Origin of the sequence: Laceyella tengchongensis, from assembly GCF_900182735.1 — a bacterium.
Taxonomy (GTDB): Bacteria; Bacillota; Bacilli; order Thermoactinomycetales; family Thermoactinomycetaceae; genus Laceyella; species Laceyella tengchongensis.
Map to the genome: position 1 here is coordinate 171750 of NZ_FXTU01000006.1, position 19790 is coordinate 191539.

At 50.2% G+C, this 19790-nt stretch carries 25 protein-coding genes; 22 read left to right on the forward strand and 3 right to left on the reverse strand.

Going from position 1 to position 19790, the window contains the following annotated elements; all coding sequences use genetic code 11:
• Positions 1-145: 145 nt before the first annotated feature.
• The gene (locus QQZ12_RS13095) at positions 146-691 is read left to right on the forward strand and encodes an NUDIX domain-containing protein (protein ID WP_102992175.1); all 546 of its coding nucleotides are present in this window, start codon (positions 146-148) and stop codon (positions 689-691) included.
• Positions 661-1866, forward strand: a complete 1206-nt coding sequence (locus QQZ12_RS13100; RefSeq protein WP_284724529.1) for an endonuclease Q family protein — start codon at positions 661-663, stop codon at positions 1864-1866. The genes QQZ12_RS13095 and QQZ12_RS13100 overlap by 31 nt, the downstream gene beginning before the upstream one ends.
• Positions 1867-1887: 21 nt before the next feature.
• Here the strand turns inward: QQZ12_RS13100 and QQZ12_RS13105 are convergent, their stop codons facing one another.
• Together QQZ12_RS13105 and QQZ12_RS13110 are read right to left on the reverse strand one after the other, a co-directional pair.
• The gene (locus QQZ12_RS13105) at positions 1888-2268 is read right to left on the reverse strand and encodes a hypothetical protein (protein ID WP_102992177.1); all 381 of its coding nucleotides are present in this window, start codon (positions 2266-2268) and stop codon (positions 1888-1890) included.
• 522 nt (positions 2269-2790) lie between these two features.
• On the reverse strand, positions 2791-2913 hold the full coding sequence (locus QQZ12_RS13110) for a hypothetical protein (RefSeq protein ID WP_284724530.1): 123 nt from the start codon (positions 2911-2913) through the stop codon (positions 2791-2793).
• Positions 2914-3053: 140 nt separating this feature from the next.
• Here QQZ12_RS13110 and QQZ12_RS13115 point away from each other — a divergent pair, with 140 nt between their 5' ends.
• From QQZ12_RS13115 to QQZ12_RS13150, 8 genes are all read left to right on the forward strand, one after another.
• Positions 3054-3530 (forward strand): hypothetical protein, encoded by a 477-nt coding sequence (locus QQZ12_RS13115; protein WP_284724531.1) that lies wholly within the window; start codon positions 3054-3056, stop codon positions 3528-3530.
• An 89-nt stretch (positions 3531-3619) separates the two neighbouring features.
• On the forward strand, positions 3620-4282 hold the full coding sequence (spoIIM, locus tag QQZ12_RS13120) for a stage II sporulation protein M (RefSeq protein ID WP_102992178.1): 663 nt from the start codon (positions 3620-3622) through the stop codon (positions 4280-4282).
• A 73-nt stretch (positions 4283-4355) separates the two neighbouring features.
• Positions 4356-4865, forward strand: a complete 510-nt coding sequence (fur, locus tag QQZ12_RS13125) for a ferric iron uptake transcriptional regulator (RefSeq protein WP_022736214.1) — start codon at positions 4356-4358, stop codon at positions 4863-4865.
• Positions 4866-4967: 102 nt separating this feature from the next.
• Positions 4968-6098 (forward strand): alanine dehydrogenase, encoded by a 1131-nt coding sequence (gene ald, locus QQZ12_RS13130; protein WP_102992179.1) that lies wholly within the window; start codon positions 4968-4970, stop codon positions 6096-6098.
• A 64-nt stretch (positions 6099-6162) separates the two neighbouring features.
• Positions 6163-6411: a DUF4227 family protein gene (locus tag QQZ12_RS13135; protein ID WP_022736216.1), complete on the forward strand. Its 249-nt coding sequence runs from the start codon at positions 6163-6165 to the stop codon at positions 6409-6411.
• Between the two features lie 377 nt (positions 6412-6788).
• A complete protein-coding gene (gene deoB, locus QQZ12_RS13140; RefSeq protein ID WP_102992180.1) occupies positions 6789-7970 on the forward strand; it encodes a phosphopentomutase in 1182 nt (393 codons plus the stop codon).
• 10 nt (positions 7971-7980) lie between these two features.
• Positions 7981-8802: a purine-nucleoside phosphorylase gene (locus QQZ12_RS13145; protein ID WP_102992181.1), complete on the forward strand. Its 822-nt coding sequence runs from the start codon at positions 7981-7983 to the stop codon at positions 8800-8802.
• Positions 8803-8816: 14 nt separating this feature from the next.
• Positions 8817-9641: a purine-nucleoside phosphorylase gene (locus QQZ12_RS13150; protein WP_284724532.1), complete on the forward strand. Its 825-nt coding sequence runs from the start codon at positions 8817-8819 to the stop codon at positions 9639-9641.
• Positions 9642-9740: 99 nt separating this feature from the next.
• On the opposite strand, the gene QQZ12_RS13155 is transcribed toward QQZ12_RS13150, so the two are convergent.
• Positions 9741-10274, reverse strand: a complete 534-nt coding sequence (locus QQZ12_RS13155; protein ID WP_284724533.1) for an NADPH-dependent FMN reductase — start codon at positions 10272-10274, stop codon at positions 9741-9743.
• A gap of 268 nt (positions 10275-10542) precedes the next feature.
• Here QQZ12_RS13155 and QQZ12_RS13160 point away from each other — a divergent pair, with 268 nt between their 5' ends.
• The 12 genes from QQZ12_RS13160 to QQZ12_RS13215 all read left to right on the forward strand — a co-directional run bounded on the left by QQZ12_RS13160 (position 10543) and on the right by QQZ12_RS13215 (position 19770).
• Positions 10543-12825 (forward strand): immune inhibitor A domain-containing protein, encoded by a 2283-nt coding sequence (locus QQZ12_RS13160; RefSeq protein ID WP_106342836.1) that lies wholly within the window; start codon positions 10543-10545, stop codon positions 12823-12825.
• A 118-nt stretch (positions 12826-12943) separates the two neighbouring features.
• On the forward strand, positions 12944-14134 hold the full coding sequence (locus QQZ12_RS13165) for a D-alanyl-D-alanine carboxypeptidase family protein (protein WP_154986908.1): 1191 nt from the start codon (positions 12944-12946) through the stop codon (positions 14132-14134).
• A 124-nt stretch (positions 14135-14258) separates the two neighbouring features.
• On the forward strand, positions 14259-14612 hold the full coding sequence (gene spoIIAA / locus QQZ12_RS13170) for an anti-sigma F factor antagonist (RefSeq protein ID WP_022736223.1): 354 nt from the start codon (positions 14259-14261) through the stop codon (positions 14610-14612).
• The gene (spoIIAB, locus tag QQZ12_RS13175) at positions 14609-15064 is read left to right on the forward strand and encodes an anti-sigma F factor (protein WP_022736224.1); all 456 of its coding nucleotides are present in this window, start codon (positions 14609-14611) and stop codon (positions 15062-15064) included. Before spoIIAA ends, spoIIAB begins: the two co-directional genes overlap by 4 nt.
• A 9-nt stretch (positions 15065-15073) precedes the next feature.
• Positions 15074-15841 (forward strand): RNA polymerase sporulation sigma factor SigF, encoded by a 768-nt coding sequence (sigF, locus tag QQZ12_RS13180; RefSeq protein ID WP_102992185.1) that lies wholly within the window; start codon positions 15074-15076, stop codon positions 15839-15841.
• Positions 15842-15968: 127 nt separating this feature from the next.
• Positions 15969-16574 carry a stage V sporulation protein AA gene (locus tag QQZ12_RS13185; RefSeq protein WP_022736226.1) on the forward strand — a complete coding sequence of 202 codons (606 nt, stop codon included), beginning with the start codon at positions 15969-15971 and terminating at the stop codon, positions 16572-16574.
• Positions 16571-16987, forward strand: coding sequence for a stage V sporulation protein AB (locus QQZ12_RS13190; protein WP_022736227.1), 417 nt, complete (start codon positions 16571-16573; stop codon positions 16985-16987). Before QQZ12_RS13185 ends, QQZ12_RS13190 begins: the two co-directional genes overlap by 4 nt.
• A gap of 71 nt (positions 16988-17058) precedes the next feature.
• The gene (locus QQZ12_RS13195; protein ID WP_102992186.1) at positions 17059-17250 is read left to right on the forward strand and encodes a hypothetical protein; all 192 of its coding nucleotides are present in this window, start codon (positions 17059-17061) and stop codon (positions 17248-17250) included.
• A 5-nt stretch (positions 17251-17255) separates the two neighbouring features.
• Positions 17256-17828, forward strand: coding sequence for a stage V sporulation protein SpoVABEA (gene spoVAEA, locus QQZ12_RS13200; protein WP_022736229.1), 573 nt, complete (start codon positions 17256-17258; stop codon positions 17826-17828).
• 150 nt (positions 17829-17978) lie between these two features.
• On the forward strand, positions 17979-18617 hold the full coding sequence (locus QQZ12_RS13205) for a TetR/AcrR family transcriptional regulator (protein WP_054095380.1): 639 nt from the start codon (positions 17979-17981) through the stop codon (positions 18615-18617).
• 149 nt (positions 18618-18766) lie between these two features.
• Complete coding sequence (locus QQZ12_RS13210) at positions 18767-19474, forward strand: AzlC family ABC transporter permease (protein ID WP_245888358.1); 708 nt, start codon at positions 18767-18769, stop codon at positions 19472-19474.
• Positions 19471-19770 carry an AzlD domain-containing protein gene (locus QQZ12_RS13215; RefSeq protein WP_083464793.1) on the forward strand — a complete coding sequence of 100 codons (300 nt, stop codon included), beginning with the start codon at positions 19471-19473 and terminating at the stop codon, positions 19768-19770. The genes QQZ12_RS13210 and QQZ12_RS13215 overlap by 4 nt, the downstream gene beginning before the upstream one ends.
• Positions 19771-19790 lie beyond the last annotated feature (20 nt).

The following is a 19790-nucleotide window of genomic DNA, read 5'->3' on the forward strand; positions in this document are numbered from 1 at the left end:
CCACCGGAGATTATTTGTCTTAACCAGCATTGACACATCATCTTATCCATATGCGTAAACGGCTGTCTCCATTTGTACGAGAATGGTCGGTTTGGGGATGGATGTGAGTTATAATAAGGAATAGATTGAGACAGGAGTGACAACGATGCGAAATTTTGAAGAAAAAACGATTGCGAGTCAAACGATATATACGGGCAAAGTGGTTCAGTTGCAAGTGGATGACGTTCAATTGCCCGATGGCCGCGCTGCCAAACGCGAAATCGTGAAACACCCAGGTGCCGTCGCCGTTCTGGCTATTACGGATGAGGGGAAAATGGTGCTGGTGCGGCAATTCAGAAAGCCGTTGGAAAAGACGATCCTAGAAATCCCGGCGGGTAAATTGGAAGCGGGAGAGGACCCCGGGGATTGCGCGGCACGAGAGCTGGAAGAAGAAACGGGTTACCGGGCCACGGGCTTGACGCATGTGGTTTCCTTTTACACCTCTCCCGGATTTTCAGATGAATGTTTGCACATTTATCAAGCTGAGGGTTTAACAAAAGGGGAAGTGAACCCCGATGAGGATGAATTTGTGGAATTGGTTGAATGCACGCTGGATGAGTGTCTAGAGCGAATTCAAAGTGGCGACATCATGGACGCCAAAACGGTGGCCGCAGTCTACTTATGGCAAGCCCGGGTGTCGAGCGGGAGATGAAGTTGCAAGAGATTTTCGCCGACTTGCATATCCATATTGGCAGAACCCAGGGCAATCTCCCTGTAAAAATCACAGCGGCGAAAAACATGACGTTTGAGGCGATCATAAAGGAAGCGTTTCACCGCAAAGGCATTCAGCTGATCGGAATCATCGACGCCCAGTCCCCTCCAGTACAGGAAGAGATTCAGGCAGGATTGGACAAGGGGCTTTACCGCGAACATCCGGAGGGTGGCATCACGTATGGGGGGACGACTTGCGTGTTGGGGGCAGAGATCGAGCTTAAGGAGGGGGCCGGTGCGTTTCACGTCTTAGTGTACCTGCCGGGCTTGGAACAGATGCGAGAACTTACCGCCTGGTTGGAGCGCTATATGAAAAACGTCCAGTTAAGCACGCAACGGTTGCGGCAATCGGCCCTGGCCCTGCAAGAAAAAGTATGGGAGTGGGGTGGTTTGTTTATTCCAGCCCATGTATTCACCCCATTTAAAAGTGTTTACGGCAATGCCGCACCCCGCATGGAGCAATTGTTGGACATGAAGAAGGTATCGGCAGTGGAACTCGGGTTGAGCTCTGACTCGGTTTTGGCAGATCAACTATCCGAGTTGGCACCGTTTACATTTGTCACCAATTCGGACGCTCACTCTCTACCCAAAATCGGTCGCGAATACAATCAATTGCTGGTGCGAGATGCTAGTTTTCAAGAATTGAAACGGGCGCTCGCCAGAGAGGGTGGCAGGCGCGTCCAAGCTAATTACGGCTTAAACCCCAAGCTGGGAAAATACTATCAAACCCGTTGCTTGAATTGTGACGAATTGTGGCCGTCAAGCCAAATCGCCTGTTGCCCACACTGCAGTAGCCCGAAAAAGGTGAAAGGCGTGAAGGACAGGATCGAGGAGATCGCCGATCAACCAAGTAGCCACCCGACACACCGTCCCCCATATATTTATCAAGTGCCGCTTGAATTCATCCCCAAACTGGGCCCCAAAACCCTGGACAAATTATTGCAGGCATTTGGAACGGAGATGAACGTGCTTCATCATGCGGAGTTGGAAGAAATCCGCCAAGTAGCCGGCGCGGCTATCGCCCATTACATCCAATTGGCGCGCGAGCAGCGGTTGGCATTGTCCGAAGGGGGCGGCGGCGTTTATGGCAAAGTTGATCCATTACAAAAAAGCTAACCGATGTGGTTAGCTTTTTCCTTACTCTCTGGCTCCGTGTTTGCGCAAGATGGATTCCGCTTCCTGCACCCGGTCTTCCGAGGTTGCAAACACAGTGACTGACACATCCTCAAGTGAAGATAGGGGTTGGCCACCGGACAGTCCGCTGGCGTCGGGATGGGCGGCCTGCATAACGCTCTTGTCGGGATCGAGACGGGGACTACCCAGCGTGCTCTCAGCCAATGACATCCGTGGGTTTTCGAACGGATTACTATGCGTGGCGTCTCCGTCGGCGTCTTTTCCGCCGCCCAAGGGAGAAAAACGGCTCACATCAACTTCAAAGCCGGCCTGTCGTAGCTCTGCAGCGGCTTTCTGTGCGGCATCAATCGTTTGGAAATATCCGAATATCGCTCTTTCTGCCATTGTTATCCTCCTTTCCCCCTTAATGTCGGCCAGTTGTAAAGGAGTTATTCTGAAAGGAAGCGGGGCAGAAAAAGAGGGGGGGATTGCTTCCGTCATCTATGCTAGGCTGCTGTGATATGATAAATTGATGGTAATGCGACACTGGAAAGAGAACGGATAATGGAACAATCATCAACGAATCGCACCCGTGGATGTACACCTTTCGTTTGTGTAGGATCATCCATCGCTGTTGCTACCCTGTCGCAACACAGGTGATGAGACTGGGAAACGCCTAGTTGTGGCGAGGCATCGCAATGGAGGCGATCGGGTGATACACCGGTGGATCAACGTTTTAGCAACGTGTTTTTTTGTGCGCCACGCATGAGTGTGATGATAAGCCGTGTGAGTTTGGGATGATAGTTGGGGTGACGCCTGCATCGGGCTTATCTGCTAGTCCGTGAAAGGTTATAATAATTTCAGATAAATATAATATTTGGAGATGGCTGGATTTTATAGGCAAGGGCGGGTTGCTTCGACTTTTTGCTAGGGTGTGTCTGATGAATAGGCCAGCGGCTCCAAAACCATTTTCTCATTCGCTTCACGCTTGGCGAGGCGCTCATCGAGAAAAGGTTTTTCCACCGCTTCTTCCCTACCAACTTGATTCACCAGACACGCCCTAGATGGACAAGGCTTGAAATGTGTGGGTGCGCCCTGAGAGCCATCCCTGCCAAATGGGACACCAGGCCGCACCCACCATTCCTCCCCCGGTCAAAGGGGGCCGAGGCATCTTGGAGGAGGCGTATGGGATGAATGTGAGTCCACTCATCTGGTCAGGGAAAGTGTTGACGAATCTCATGACCTTATTAATTGTGTTCATCATTGGCTTAATTGCGATCAAATCATTAATCTTCCTGTTGAGACGCAAGCGAATCGGGTATCTATTAGCTGGGTTCAAAGCGATTTGGGTATTGTTTGGCTTCAGTTATTTTTTGTTCATCGGCTTTTATGTGTTTCAAAACATGCTTACCTCGGAGACATCTGAAGATTGGTTGCGCAATGCGGTGATCACCTTTGTGATTTTGTTGGTCGGAATTATGTGCTGGCTGGGGCCCGTGCGGGGAATTTTGGGATTGAGCGTGCAAAAGGCGCATGTGCGGACCGAGCAAAGCAATGCTTCGGCCGATGGTTGGGTGGTGGAAAGCTGGCTAGGCGAGGGATCAGGCTTCCACTTGTATGCGGTCGGAGAGAAAAAAAGAGAATCTAACAAAGAGTGGGGCGGTTGAATTCTTTTCTCAAACTCTAGCTTCATACGGCATACCTCTTCCATTTTAGTCATAGAGTAGTGTGACGGGACTGAAGGAGGCGAAGTCGGATGAAGCAGAAGAACAAGTGGAGACGGTCGATTCAATCGCACATTCAGCAACAACGGTCACCCTATTTGTTTGTCACCGTCTTGTTTATGATGGGGGTGATCTTCGGGGCGGTGATTGTCAATACGCTTGATCCCGCGCAAAAGGACGGGCTGTTGACTTACTTGGGCCATTTTTTTAGGGGATTGGAGCAACACACGATTGCCGAGCCCGAAGTAGCGTTTCAACACGCGTTGGGGGATCATTTGAAAACAATTGGCCTCATGTGGATTTTGGGTCTGTCGGTTATCGGCATTCCCCTTTTGCTGGTGTTCATATTCTTAAAAGGCCTGGTGATCGGATTTACAGTCGGGTTCCTAGTCAACCAACTGGCGTGGGAAGGATTGTGGTTTGCCTTTGTATCAGTGGTGCCGCAAAACTTGCTGATGATTCCAGCGCTCATTATTGTGACAGTGGCGGGGATTCACTTTTCCACCTTGCTCATCAAGAATCGGTTGATCCACTATCGGGGAACCATATACCCACAGTTCGTCTCCTTTTCGCTATTGGTGACGGCCATGGCTGTCGTGATGTTGGTTTCAGCCGCATTAGAAGCTTACCTTTCACCAGTCATGATGAAAGAAGCGATTCCAACAGAACAATTGATGGATCAATCATGGAATTAACGCCAGTTTTAAAATAATTATTATCTAATAGTGTCTTTCATGTGGTTTGACTCTTCTGCGACTCTCCAATATAATGGTGTCAGATAAACAGGGGGGTGTTTTTGTGGAAGACCGGGTGAAACAAATTAAACAGCAATTATCCGCCCATAATTATAAATTAACCCCCCAACGGGAAGCGACGGTCCGTGTGCTACTGGAAAATGAAGAGGATCACTTAAGCGCAGAGGATGTCTACCTGTTGGTGAAGGATAAAGCTCCCGAGATCGGTTTGGCCACGGTTTATCGGACATTGGAGCTATTAAGTGATTTGCAGATCATCCACAAACTCAATTTCGGAGACGGCGTTACGCGGTATGAATTCAGAGCAGAAGGGGCGGAGCATCATCACCATCACCTCATCTGCCTCAATTGTGGCACGGTGGATGAAATTATGGAAGACTTGTTAGGCCCGATCGAGGTGCAAGTTGAGAGAGAATATGATTTTCAGATCATTGATCATCGCTTAACCTTTCACGGGATATGCCACCGATGCAAAGGAAAAGTGACCGACCCCAAAAAATTAGTAGGTTCTAAAGTGACGTGAGATCTTTTTCTTAAAAAGGTCTCATTTTTTTTGTATTGGCATCAATAATTCCTCCGTGAATGGCGCATGAATATGATAGGAGACTTAAGGAGGGATTCGCGAATGAAAGTAGGAGTGCCAACAGAAATCAAAAACAATGAGAACCGTGTCGCCATTACTCCAGCGGGGGTGGATGCGCTGGTGCAGTCCGGCCATGAGGTGCTGATCCAAAGCGGGGCCGGAAATGGGAGCGGTTTCACAGATGATCAGTATGCAGCGCATGGAGCCAAAATCATGGGCAGTGCCAAAGAAGTATGGGAAAACGCTGACATGATCATGAAAGTGAAAGAACCGCAACCGGAGGAGGTTGCTTATTTTCGGGAAAACCTAATTCTTTTCACTTACCTGCATCTCGCACCAGAACCGGAGCTCACCCGGGCGTTAATGGATAAAAAAGTGGCTGCCATCGCTTATGAAACGATTCAATTGGATAACGGTGCGTTGCCGTTGTTGACCCCGATGAGCGAAGTAGCCGGACGGATGTCGGTGCAGATCGGGGCGCAATTTTTGGAGAAGCCCAAAGGGGGCAAAGGGGTTTTGCTCGGCGGCGTCCCCGGGGTACTGCCTGGAGAAGTGGTGATTATCGGTGGTGGCGTCGTAGGTACGAATGCGGCCAAAATCGCTTTGGGGATGGGAGCCAACGTAACCATTCTCGATATTAATGCGGATCGGTTGAGACAACTGGATGATCAATTCCAAGGCCAATTGCGGACGTTGATGTCCAACCGTTACAACTTGGCGGAGGCCGTTGCCAAAGCGGATTTGTTGGTAGGCGCGGTATTGATACCAGGTCGCCGCGCACCGCGGTTGGTGACGGAAGAAATGGTTCGCACTATGCAACCCGGTTCAGTGATTGTGGATGTGGCGATCGACCAAGGAGGGTCCATTGAAACGATCGACCGGGTGACAACTCACAGTGAACCGACATATGTGAAGCACGGAGTAGTTCATTATGCAGTGGCCAATATGCCGGGAGCAGTGCCGAGGACATCGACCATCGCGTTGACCAATGTCACGATTCCGTACGCAGTTCAGATCGCCAACAAAGGATTGACACAAGCACTTGCCGACAACCGTTTTCTGGCACGTGGGGTCAATGTCATCAATGGGCAGGTCACCTACTCTGCCGTCGCCGAAAGCTTGGGTCTTCCGTATGTGCCGCTGGAAGAGGCGATTGGTCAACGCTTGGCATAACTCGCATAACTTGTATCCTTTTCCCATACCCTTATAGCAATACAGGGTAAAGGAAAGATGGATCATGGTTATTTCACTTCGCCGTTTGAAACGATGGAGCCAATTTTTTTTATTGTTTGTGCTGTTCACGTTGCTTTTGTACCAGCTGTTCTCTTTCTTGGTGCCTCTGTTCAAACCGGATTACATGTATAAGGAGCCGAACGGAGGCGCCATCAAGGTGTTTGGGCATCAGCAGGAAACGGCGCGAGTGGCCGAGGCGCCTGCACAAAAAATAAAGGAACGGTTACTTATGTTTTATTGGTTGGGAGAATGATGTGAAACGGCACCGCCTGTCCGTTTCTTTTTTTTCTCCAAATGTAATGAATTTCTTCTTTATGATTTGAGTTAGGGGTATATAATGTAAGATGGGGGGCGACATCACATCAACGGCTTACCGCATGCGTTGCCACAGTAACTTCTCTACCATTCATTCGTCAAAGCATAAGGAGGGCCCGTGCCGCCATAATGGGGCAATGGTGATCTCCTTTCTTTTGTCGTTTTGTGCACATCGTGTGCATCACCAGGGTGTATCGTTATAAGGTGTTGGCTTATCCACTTGATTGGCCAGCCACGGCAAAGTTAACCGATTGATGTTTGTTGCTCTTTAACCCCTCATGACGGGGGGAGAGGTTGTTATTTGGAGGCGATTTCATGAGACGATTTCCGCGTGTGTCCCTGATCGTATTGGACAGCGTTGGCATCGGCGAGATGCCCGATGCGGCTGAATACAATGATGCCGGGGCACATACTTTGGGCCATATAGCCGAATTTAAAAATGGGTTACATATGCCGAACATGCAGAACATGGGGTTGGGAAATATTGAGCCCATCCGCGGCATTGAAGCGGTGAATGAGCCGCGGGCTTATTTCGGTAAAATGAGTGAACTGTCCAAAGGCAAAGACACCACCACAGGACACTGGGAGTTCATGGGGGTGTATACGGATAAACCCTTTAAAACATATCCCGACGGTTTCCCCCGGGAGTTGATTCAAGCGTTTGAAGAGCGGACAGGCCGCAAAGTGCTGGGCAACAAGCCTGCTTCCGGCACCGCAATTATCGATGAATTGGGCGAAGAGCATATGCGCACAGGCGGCTTGATTGTATACACATCGGCAGACAGCGTGTTTCAGATTGCCGCGCACGAAGAGGTTGTGCCGTTGGAAGAGTTGTATCGTTGTTGCGAGATTGCCCGCGAGTTGACCTTGGATGAAAGATTTTCCGTCGTCCGCGTCATCGCGCGTCCGTTCATCGGTTCGCCTGGCCAATTTACCCGCACGGCTAACCGTCGCGATTATTCGGTGAAACCGCCACATCCAACGGTATTGAATGCCTTGAAAGAGGCTGGCCGGGATGTGATCGCCATTGGCAAAATTTCCGACATTTACGCTGGAGAAGGGATTACCCGCGCCATTCACACCAAATCCAATATGGACGGCGTTGATCAGTTGCTGAATGTCATGAAGAAACCGTTCAATGGTTTGGCTTTTGTCAATCTGGTCGACTTTGACGCCAAATTCGGCCATCGTCGCGATCCGGCTGGATATGCTCAAGCGTTGGAAGAGTTTGACTCCCGTTTGCCAGAGGTGCTTGACGCATTGGGTGAAGAGGATCTCCTGATCATCACCGCTGACCATGGAAACGACCCAACTCACCACGGTACAGACCATACCCGGGAGTACACGCCGCTGTTAGTGTACAGCAAATCATTGCCGCAAGTCGGCAAATCACTGGGTGTGCGTGGCACTTTCGCGGACATCGGCGCAACGTTGGCTGAAAACTTTGAAGTGCAACTGCCCACCATCGGCAAAAGCTTTTTAAATGAACTCACATGAGGTGATCCATATGACAACCCGTGCACACATCAGAGAAGCGGCGAAGTACATTCGTGAAAAATGCAAGGCCACTCCCCAGATCGGACTGATTTTGGGATCAGGCTTGGGCGTCTTGGCCGATGAGATTACTGACGCTGCCCACATCCCATACCAAGAGATTCCTCATTTTCCTGTGTCTACGGTTGAAGGGCATGCCGGTGAGTTGATCATCGGCGAGCTGGAAGGGAAATCCGTTTTGGTTATGGCAGGGCGTTTTCATCTGTATGAAGGGCATGCGGTGGAAAAAGTTTCGTTCCCTATTCGCGTCATGAAAGAGTTGGGGATTGAGACCCTGGTAGTGACCAACGCGGCAGGCGGCATCAATGAAAGCTATGAGCCCGGCGACCTCATGCTGATCAAAGACCATATTAACATGATGTTCCGCAATCCGTTGATTGGCCCCAATGATCCGGAATTGGGCGTCCGCTTCCCGGATATGTCCAATGCGTATGACGGCGAATTGCGCGAGCTGGCGCACCGTGTTGCGGGAGAGCAAGGTGTCCAGTTGAAAGAAGGGGTATATGCCGCAGTGCTGGGGCCGTCTTATGAAACGCCGGCGGAGATTCGCATGCTCCGTGTGTTGGGCGGGGACGCAGTGGGCATGTCTACAGTGCCAGAAGTAATCGCGGCCCGTCATGCCGGCATTCGCGTATTGGGGATTTCTTGCATCACCAACATGGCAGCGGGCATCTTGCCGCAACCGCTCAGCCACGATGAAGTGATGGAAACGGCGAATCGAGTGAAAGAAATGTTTATTCGCCTGGTCAAAGGCTTGGTTCGGGAAATCGCATAAGGAGGCGCAAACAGATGAAGCTGAGAGAAAAGATCGAGGCCGCCCAAAAGAAAATCACCGGCTTGACAACTGTCAAACCGGTGATCGGATTAATTCTTGGATCGGGCTTGGGTGATTTGGCCAATGAAATCGAAGACGCGGTGGTTGTGCCGTACAAAGAGATTCCGCACTTTCCGGAATCCACTGTCGAAGGGCATGCCGGCCAATTGGTCATCGGCACATTGGCGGGCAAACCGGTGGTGGCTATGCAAGGGCGCTTCCATTTTTATGAAGGGTATAGCCAACAGGAGGTTGTGTTTCCGGTTTATGTGCTTAAAGCGCTTGGGGTGAAATGCTTGATCGCCACCAATGCGGCTGGGGGGATGAATCCCGCTTTTTTACCGGGCGATCTGATGGTGATCACCGACCATCTTAATTTTACCGGCGCTAATCCACTGATCGGGCCCAATGATGACGAATTGGGGCCGCGTTTCCCTGACATGTCCCAAGCGTACACCCCTGCGCTTCGCGAATTGGCGCACAGGGTGGCCGATAAGCTGGGCACCCGTTTGCAACAAGGCGTCTATGCGGGAGTGAGTGGGCCGACCTATATGACGGCGGCGGAATTGATCATGTTGCGCCGTGTTGGCGGAGATGCGGTTGGGATGTCCACTGTTCCCGAAGTGATCGCTGCTCGGCATGCGGGTTTGGATGTTTTGGGCATTTCTTGCATCACGGACATGGCCGTCGGTGAGGACTTGGGATCAGAGCCGCTCACCCATGAACAAGTGGTGGAAGTGGCCAATCGGACCAAACCGGTGTTCATGAACCTGATTAAAGGCATTGTGCAAGAAATCTGAAGCAAGTGAGGCCGCTATCGACGAAGAGATATGTTGGTTGGGCATGGCATCGCCGCCTTGTACGCGCTGGATGGAGCGCGTACGAGGCTGGCGGTGCCTTTATTTTTTGGCTAAAAGGCGGGACAATGTTGCCCATTCAGTCAAAAGTTGCTCCAACCGTGGAAGAACTTCCGGGCTGATGCGTCCGTGTTCATCGAAATCATTTTTATCTACAATGCATTGTTCGGCGAGGACGAGACCACCCACACCGCGGATGACGAGACGCAAATTGTTCAGCGCGTTGATTCCTCCTTTTCCGCCTCCCGCAGCACAGGCGAGCGCGACTGGTTTCTTTTGGAAATAACTTCCTCCCAAAAAGTCAAGCGCGTTTTTTAGGGCGCCGCTCATGCCGTTATGGTATTCGGGCGTCACGATAAAAAAGCCATCTGCTTGGCTGGCTGATTTTAGCCATGCAGCCACTTCCGGCTGTTGGTACGTTGATTCATCCCCGTCATAAATGGGCAAGGGGCGTTGCTGGAGATCCCATAGTTCTGCACTGGTTCCGGATTGATTTAAGAAAGAGGCCGCCGCCTGCGCGATCCGGAGGGAATTGGACTGTTTGCGAGGACTGCCGCTGATGATTAAGAGATTCATGATTGATCGCTCCTTTTCTGTTTGGTGTCTGAGACTAATATTATGAATCATTAGAAAATGATATTATTATGTTTTGTTGAAGTCAATCCGTTTTATTTCTAAATGGTGTTTTATTTTTGTTTTTTAAAAAAATCCCATTTATTTATCCGCCAAGATCATTCTTACGAACGTGACAATGAAGCATTGAATTATGGATAAATCTTGAAAATAATTAGACTTCATTTATAATGGAAGTGAGTTTCCATTTATTTGGAGAAGGGGGTTCGATATGAAGCGAAACAAGCCGATCATCGCCTTGATAACATCCTTTTGCGTGGCGGCGGCGGTTGCGGGTACACCTCCCAGTAGCTTTGCTTCATCATCAGTAAACCAAAAGGATCTCGCCCGTGCGATTGATTGGTCGACTGTCAATGAGCAAGCTTTGATCGAAGCCCTGAAAAAACGAGGCAAACTGAGGCCAAATGCCACTGCGGTGGAAATAGAAGAAGCGATCAAGGCGTATGTGAGGCGGGGAAGCAACCCGCACAGTGCAACGGATGGGATTGATACATCCAAGCCGTTCGGCAAGCGGGCTTATAAGAACAAAAAAGCTGTGCAAGCCAAAGCGGCCCGCAACATCGCTAAGGCGAAAGAAGGGGACGCGGCAAGCAAGCCAAGCAAACGCAAGCATGTCGACCAAGCGGTGGTAGCGTTGATCGAATTCCCGGATTATTCCCATAATCAACTGCCCGATCCAGGTGATCGCTCTTTTTGGGTAAAGGATTTCAGCTCTGCCCATTATTGGAATTTGCTATTTAACCGTAATGGTTTCAAAATGGATAATGGTAAAAAATATGTGTCTGCTACACAATATTATTTGCAGCAATCGGCAGGTTTTTGGGCCCTGGACGGCAAGGTGACGCCTTGGGTCAAAGCAAAGCATGACGCGGCCTATTATGGCGCACATGATGTTGGCGACGGTTATGAACTCAACGACGTTCGGGCACAAGAATTGGCTAAAGAGACGTTACCGGCTGTGGCCCGGCAAATAGCAGGGAATGAAGACAAATATGATCAGCGCGACCCCTATGACATCGATGGAGATGGTGACGTGATGGAACCCGACGGTTTGTTGGATAATTTGTTCATCGTCCATTCGGGCATGGGAGAGGAAGCCGGGGGTGGGGAGTTGGGAGATGACGCGATTTGGTCCCACCGCTCTGTGATCGGGCCGGAGCCAGTGCCCATCCCGGGCACCAAACTGAAGGCGTTTGATTATATCATCCAGCCTGAAGACGGTGCGACGGGAGTATTCGTCCATGAATATGGCCATAACATCGGCTTGCCTGACGAGTATGATACGGGTTACACCGGTACCGGCTCTCCGGTGGAAGCATGGTCGCTGATGTCTTACGGTAGCTGGACGGGCACAATTCCCGGAACAGAGCCGACTGGGCTCAGCGCATGGTGCAAACTGTTTTTTCATGAATTGTATGGCGGCAATTGGCCTCAACCAACAGTTATTGATATCAATCACTTAAATCACAAGCGAACGTTTCTTCTCTGGGAAGCGGTTGCCAACAGAAAGCGAGGAAAACTACTTAAAATCAACCTCCCTGACCGGCTGGTAGATCCGCCGACGCAACCGCTCGGTTCTAAAGCCTATTTCTCAACCAAAGGCGATATGTTGGACACCCGCATGGTTTCACAAGAAATCGATCTGACCCAAGCGAAGTCGGCGAAGCTTCGTTTCGCTTCCTGGCGCAAGCTTGAGGTGGGATATGATTATCTATATGTCAATGTGTACACAGACGGCGCCGCTCATCCCGTGAGAGTGAAGGCTTATTCCGACACAACCAATGGAGCTTGGGTCAATGATGAAGTCGACTTGAGCGGTTTTGTCGGCAAAAAGGTGAAGGTGGAGTTCCGTTATGTCACCGACATCGCAGTGACCGAAGAAGGTTTTTATGTTGATAATATCGTTGTAGAAGCGGATGGCAAAGCGGTGTTCAGCGATGATGCGGAAGGAGCGCCACTCTTTGTGCTGGAGGGATTTGCATTGTTCGATGGTGCCAAGATCCCTTATGCCCATTATTATTTGGTGGAGTGGCGCACCCATCGGGGAGTGGACCGAGGCCTAGCTCATGTGCGTAGAAACGACAGTCTCCTTTCTTATGATCCGGGGATGCTGGTCTGGTATTATGACGCCCGCTTCGGCACAGATAATATGACGGGGAAACATCCGGGTGAAGGGTTTGTCGGGGTGGTTGACGCCCACCAGCGCGGACATTATTGGAGCAATGGGCAAGTGGGCAGCACCCGGTATCAAGTGAATGACGCCGCTTTCCATGTTAAGCCCACCTCCCCGATCCATGTGATTTACCCTGATTATTATATGAAATACGATTCTTTGCCGGGCGTATCCGTGTTCCATGACGGCAACGATTATTCTAGCCCTTTCAATCCGGCGGGAGGCAAAATTTTGCCATACCACGGATTGCAAATCAACCTTGACGCGGTGAGTCCCGATGAAAAAACGGCGGTCATCACCGTATCCAAGCAAACGAAATGACAAATACGTCTTATTTTTCAAGGCTTTCCTGTCCGATTGAGGCGGGAAAGTCTTTTTGCATATTTTTCCATGAAGGAGGCAGACTAAAAAACACCGGAAGATATAGGAGGGAAATCCGATGCTGAAAAAGTTCAGCCGAATCGTGTTGGCCGGCCTTTTCTTAGGTGCGGGCTTATTTACGCGCACCGGACAGACTCACGCTGCGGAAGAACAAGATCTGGCTCCGCAAGCAGTGTCTGCCGTTTTGATGGATGCGGGAACGGGAAAAGTGCTGTTTGCGAAAAATCCCCACCAACCTCTTCCTCCTGCCAGTATCACCAAACTGATGACTATGCTTTTGGTGGTGGAGGCGATTGATCAGGGGAAAATCTCATTGAAAGACCCCGTTCGGGTTAGCGAACACGCCGCGTCGATGGGGGGAACGCAAATCTTTCTTGAACCGGGCGAACAGATGAGTGTGCATGACATGCTAAAAGGAGTCGCAATCGCTTCTGCCAATGATGCATCCGTCGCTTTGGCAGAGTTTATAGGTGGTACCGAAACCAATTTTGTGCGCATGATGAACCAGCGCGCCCTCCAATTGGGGATGAAAAACACCCAATTCCAAAATGCCAACGGACTGCCAGCGAACAATCATTACTCTTCCGCTTACGATATCGCCCTGCTCTCACGTGAGATCTTAAAATATCCGCTCATCACCAAGTTCACTGGAATCTATCAAGATTATTTGCGCCAAGGTTCCAAAAAGCCTTTTTGGTTGGTGAACACCAACAAGCTTGTGCGTTATTACCAAGGAGTTGACGGTTTGAAGACCGGCTACACGTCAGAAGCGAAGTTTTGTTTGGCGGCGACAGCCAAGCGGAACGGCATGCGCCTCGTCTCGGTGGTCATGGGTGAACCCGACGCCAAAACCCGCAATGCCGAAGTAGCGGGCATGTTCGATTACGCCTTCAACCAGTACGTGTCCCACCCTCTTTACAAACAAGGGGATGTCATAGCAGTGAAAAAAATTGATAAAGGGGACCCGCGGACATTGGTGATCAAAGCCAAACGCCCGATCTCTATTTTGATGAAAAAAGGAGAAGATCCAAACAGTTATCAGAAAAAGTGGATGTGGCGTTCGTTGCAAGCCCCAATCAAACAGGGGCAAGTGTTGGGCAAGATGCAACTGGTGAAAGATGGTCGCCCGGTACAGGAGCTGGAGCTGGTAAGCTCGGTGGAGATTCGGCGGGCTAGCTGGTGGACTTCGGTCAAGCAAGTGCTTGGAGAAGTGTTGCATTTGCCCGAGCAACTGCAAGAAACAGAGTGAAAGAAATCGGGGATTTTTGACTAGTTTGTCGGGAATTCCCGATTTTTTTGTTATTTCGGGCGGGGGAAGGAACAAAAAGGAAATTCGTAGAACAATAGGGTTAAAAAAGGGAGGAGCATAACTGATGGGTTTACATATTCAAGTAAAACATGATCGTGATATCTTGATTGTCCGATTGCGGGGAGAATTGGATCATCATGCGTCAGAGCAGGTGCGGCGCTCGATTGAGGATGAGTTGGCTCGGGGGGGATTTTCCCATCTGGTGTTGAATTTGGCTGATCTCGAATTTATGGACAGTTCCGGTTTGGGTGTGATTCTAGGCAGGTATAAAAAGGTGACACAGTTGGGGGGCAAAATGATGCTTTGCGCCATCCGCCCTTCGGTGCACCGTTTGATGGAGATGTCGGGTTTGTTCAAGATTTTGCCTACGCATGAAGATGAGCGCAGCGCGATTAAGGCTTGTGGGGTGGCGTCATGAAAGAAGTGGGAAAAAACTTTATGGAGCTCCGTTTTGCCAGCAAGTCGGAGAATGAGGCATTTGCTCGCATTGCGGTGGCTTCGTTCGTGTCGCAGCTCGATCCGACGGTGGAAGAGTTGACAGACATTAAAACGGTGGTGTCTGAGGCCGTCACCAATGCGGTGATCCATGGCTATGAGGAAAAGGGAGATGGCACGATTTATGTCCGTTCCGAGATAGAGGGAAAGCGGATCAGCATCACGATTTCCGATCAGGGGGTGGGGATTGCCGATGTCAACATGGCCCGTCAACCCCTGTACACGTCGAAGCCGGAGCTGGAGCGTTCTGGTATGGGCTTCACCATCATGGAGAATTTCATGGACGAAGTGTTGATCCATTCGAAACCGGGCCATGGCACAACGGTGCACATGGTGAAACATCTAAAAAGTCGTCATCAGACGATGGCCAATTGAGGGATGCCGATGGAAGCGGATGTGCGTAACAGCAGGCACCCCCACCTCTCCGATGAAGAAGTAAAACAGCTGATCCAGGCGAGCCAGGAAGGGGATATGGAGTCCCGCAACAAACTGATTCGCCACAACATTCGGCTGGTGTGGTCGGTTGTCCAACGTTTTTTGAACCGTGGTTATGAGGCGGAAGATTTGTTTCAAATCGGTTGCATCGGCCTGTTGAAAGCAATCGACAAGTTCGATCTCAATTATGAAGTGAAGTTCTCCACTTATGCCGTACCGATGATCATCGGAGAAATTCAGCGCTTTTTGCGCGATGATGGCATGGTGAAAGTAAGCCGGTCGCTAAAAGAGATGGCCAACAAGATCCGCAAAACGAAAGACGAACTTTCCAAACGCTTCAATCGTGTGCCTACTATTCAAGAAATCGCCAAGGCGATGGATGTCGAGCCGGAAGAAATCGTCTTTGCACAAGAGGCGAATCGCGCACCGGCCTCTATTCATGAAACGGTGTATGAAAATGACGGGGATCCGATCACCTTGATGGATCAAATCGCGGATGAGCCGGTGACGACCTGGTTTGACAAGTTGACATTAAAAGATGCGATCCATCGTTTGTCAGAGAGGGAGAAGTTGATCGTTTACCTTCGTTATTATAAGGATCAAACCCAGTCCGAGGTTGCCGAGCGGCTGGGCATATCCCAAGTACAAGTTTCCCGATTGGAAAAAAAGATTATTGCTCGTATGCGTGAAGAACTCGATTTGAAACACGAAAAATAAACGTGGAACGTGGGCTAGGAACTCCCTTCGCCACTGCCAGCACCTGTCATATTCAGGTGCTTTTTTATATTCGGCCGCCAATTGAAGCATACTAGGGATAATTACCACAGCGGAAAGGAACTTGCCCATGAAGCCCGTGCTTTATCTTCGTTTGAAGAAAAAGGTGATGGCCACTCCAGGGCAACCGCTCACCATCAAGGATCTGTGCCGGCTGACAGGGGAAGGGATTCCGCCGGAAGTGGGGAGCATGCCTGTGTGCGTCCCCCAGTTAGGCCACGGCAATTACCTTGTCATCGATGTGATTGACATCATTCAGTTGGTGCAAAAAAAGTTTCCTATGATAGAAGTGCAACAAGTGGGGCCTCATCAGATGTTGGTCGAGGTGAAATTGTCTGACAAACGGCCGCGTTTTTTATATGTGATGCTTGTCTCCCTCGTATTATTTGCAGGTTCAGGCTTGGCCATCATGAACTTCCATACGGATGTGAGTATGGCAGCTGTACATGAACGGATTGTATTTTTGTTGACAGGGCAGCATGTGAAAAAGCCTCTGCTTCTACAAATTCCCTATTCGATTGGCATTGGTGTGGGAATGATGCTTTTTTTCAATCGCTTATTTCAGAGGAAGTTTAACGAAGAGCCAAGCCCGCTGGAATTGGAGACGTTTCAGTATCAGGAAACGATTGACCAGTACATGATCAATGATGAGAAGCAAGAAGTGGATTTTTCATGACCGGCTTGGCAGACGCGTTGTTCATTTTTTTCGGCTTTGCCGGTGGAATTGCTGTGGGCGGCGGCTTTGCGGCCTTTATCACTGTGTTGGATATCGTCCCTCGTTTGGCTCAGTTAACCAGGACATATGCCTATGTTCCTGTCTATGAATGGTCGATCATCAGCGGTGTCCTTTTCTTTACGGGGATTGATCTTTTGAACATCGGTTTTCGTTTGCCTGATTGGTGTATCAGTGTGCTCGGGGTGTTGATGGGCGCGTTTGTGGGTTTGTTGGCGGCGGCGTTGACGGAAGTCGTCAATGTGATCCCAATTCTAGCCAAACGGTTGCGGGTGCAAGATCAATTGACCTTTCTGCTAATCGCCATGGTTTTAGGCAAAATGGCCGGATCACTTTTGCAGTGGCTAGTTTTTTGATGAAGTGAAAGGGCTGGGATAGGACATCTATCGCTTCAATAGGAGTTGTGTAAGAGGAGGGAGCGAGGTAAATGGGTTCGTATTGGGTCGCTTTTTTAGCGGGGGGATTGATCTGTGTCAACGGGTGTTTGCCTATGGATCTGTCTTGCGCCTATGGGCTGAGTCTGATAGATGGAGCGGGAGTGGCTCCGCTCGCTGGGTTCTTTGGCAATGCGCCGATTCGTGAAGCGTTGCAAGAGGCCGCAACCGGGCTCGTAGGTTGACGCGCATGTCCAAGAGACAGGTGATTCTGGTTACCGACGGGGATCATGTCGCCAGGCGAGCGCTGGAAGTTGCGGCGCAACGGTTGGGCGGACGTTGCATTTCTCGCTCGGCGGGAAACCCCACCCCCCTCACCGGTTCTGAATTGGTTAGCTTGATTAAACAAGCGCCACATGATCCCGTGCTAGTCATGTTCGACGACTGCGGCAACGGCTCAGAGGGCCAAGGAGAGCAGGCCCTGCGCGATGTCGCGACGCATCCTGACATTGAAGTGTTGGGGGCGATTGCCGTCGCTTCCAATTGCCATCACTCCAAGGGAACGCCTGTTCACTTTGCGTTGGATCGGTATGGTAATTTGGTCGGGCATGGAGTCGACAAGTACGGGAAGGCGAAGCGTGATCAACCGCTACGGATTTTTGGAGATACGGTAGAGATACTGAACAAAATTCCCGTTCCGCTTATCATCGGGATGGGTGATGTGGGTAAAATGAAGGAGTTTGATGATGTGGAACGGGGTGCGCCCATCACCTGCAAAGCGATCCGGCTCATTTTGGAGCAATACGGCAAACGAAGGTCTTGACAGGACGGAAATGTCTTGCCAAGGCCTTTAGTTGTTACGAAGGGAAACGCCTTTTTCGATGGATTGTTGCCCATGCGTTTTGCCCAAGGTAGAATAGAAAAATGAAATCAATCGGTTGACCATATGGTCTATAAATTTTGGAGGAACGCAGTGGAAGCATATCAGAAGATCCCAGACGACAAACGGGAAAAGATATTTGAAGTAACAGTGAGGGAATTTGCCGACAAAGGGTACGAGCGGGCATCGACTAATCAGATTGTGCAGGAAGCGAATATTTCCAAAGGGCTCTTGTTTCATTATTTTGGTAATAAGAAAGGGCTCTTTTTGTCTACTTTCCATTATTGCGTGACTCGGGTGACGGCCGCGAGTGTTCCGCCCAAAGAAGATTTGAGCGCCGATATTTTTGAGCGCTTGTTGCAAATCGGACGCATGAAATGGCGGCTGTTGCAAAACCATCCGTTGGAATACCGCTTTCTGCTCACCGCGTACGCGCCCGTGCCGGAAGAGGTGGCCATTGAGATCCGACAATGGCAGGAAAAGACTTGGAAGGTGTATCAGCAACTGTTATGGGAAGGGATTGACTTCTCTCGTTTTCGCCAAGACATGCCGCGCGAGCGGGTGAAAGAGTTGTTGGTGTTTTGTCTAGAAGCAGTAACCGACAAATGGCGCCAGCGGTTGTTGGCTGAGCCGGATTTGGGCATGTCCATGATTGAGAACATGTTGGCGGAGATCGAGGACCTCTTTGAAATCTGGAAACATGGGATTTATCAAGCACCCAATGAGGCGTGACGCTGGGGAGGGAATGACATAGGATTCTTGCGTTTTGTCCGCAAGGATTTTTTATTTATGAAAATGATTGACGTCATTTTTGGAACAGCCTATAGTTAATGAAAACCAAAAAAATTTCGCTTGTCGAATGATTTGAAGAAGGTGATCGAGTGAGAGCGTCGGAAGGGCGAGAAACAAGGCCACATGCAGCGCAGTTTTGGACAGGGATTCAAGTTGCTTTGCCGATTGCCGTCGGCTACATACCCATTGCTATCGCTTTTGGCGTGATGGCGCGACAGGTGGAACTCAGTCTGTGGGATACGGCATTGATGTCGATATTGGTGTATGCCGGCGCCAGCCAATTTATGGCCGTCAATATGTTGGCGACGGGGGCAGGGGGATTGGAAATCATTCTAGCCACGCTGGTCATCAATTTGCGCCATGTAGTGTTGGGACTTTCTCTGATAAATTTATTGAAGGGTGTTCGCCCAGCCTGGAAAGGGGCGTTGTCGCTTGGGGTGACGGATGAATCCTTTGCCGTGGCCACCCTGTCGGGAAGAAACCACCCCGTTTTTTTGGCCGGAATCATGTTATCTGCTTATTTGGCTTGGGTGGGAGGTACTCTGTTGGGCGGCATGTTGTACCAGTTTATCCCCCCCGACATCGGTAATAGCATGTCCATCGCCTTGTATGCGATGTTCATCAGCTTGTTAATCCCGGAGATGAGACGGGAGCGCAAGGTGGTCATGATCGCTGGCACTGCCATGCTAATAAATGCGTTGGGCACGGAGCTACTTGGGTTGGCGTCCGGTTGGTCGATCATTTTGGCGACGTTGGCAGCTAGCGCCTTGTTTGCGGGAAAGGGGGAGAAAGCGTGAGTGCATGGTGGATCATTCTCGGAATGTCTTTAGTGACGATGGTCCCGCGTTTGTTGCCAGCATGGGTCATGGACAGGATGGTGATCCCCGGCTTTGTGGACCGATTGCTAAAGAACATCCCTTATGCAGCATTGGGAGCATTGATCTTCCCAGGGGTGTTATTGATTGATAAAAACCCGGTTATCGGGTTGATCGGTGGCGGTGTGGCTGTGGTTTTGGCCTATTTCCGAATGCATACGATGCTGGTGATCATCGGGGCGATCGCGGCGGTGATAGTGGCGAAAATGGTTGTTTAAAACAAGGCAATGCGGTGCCG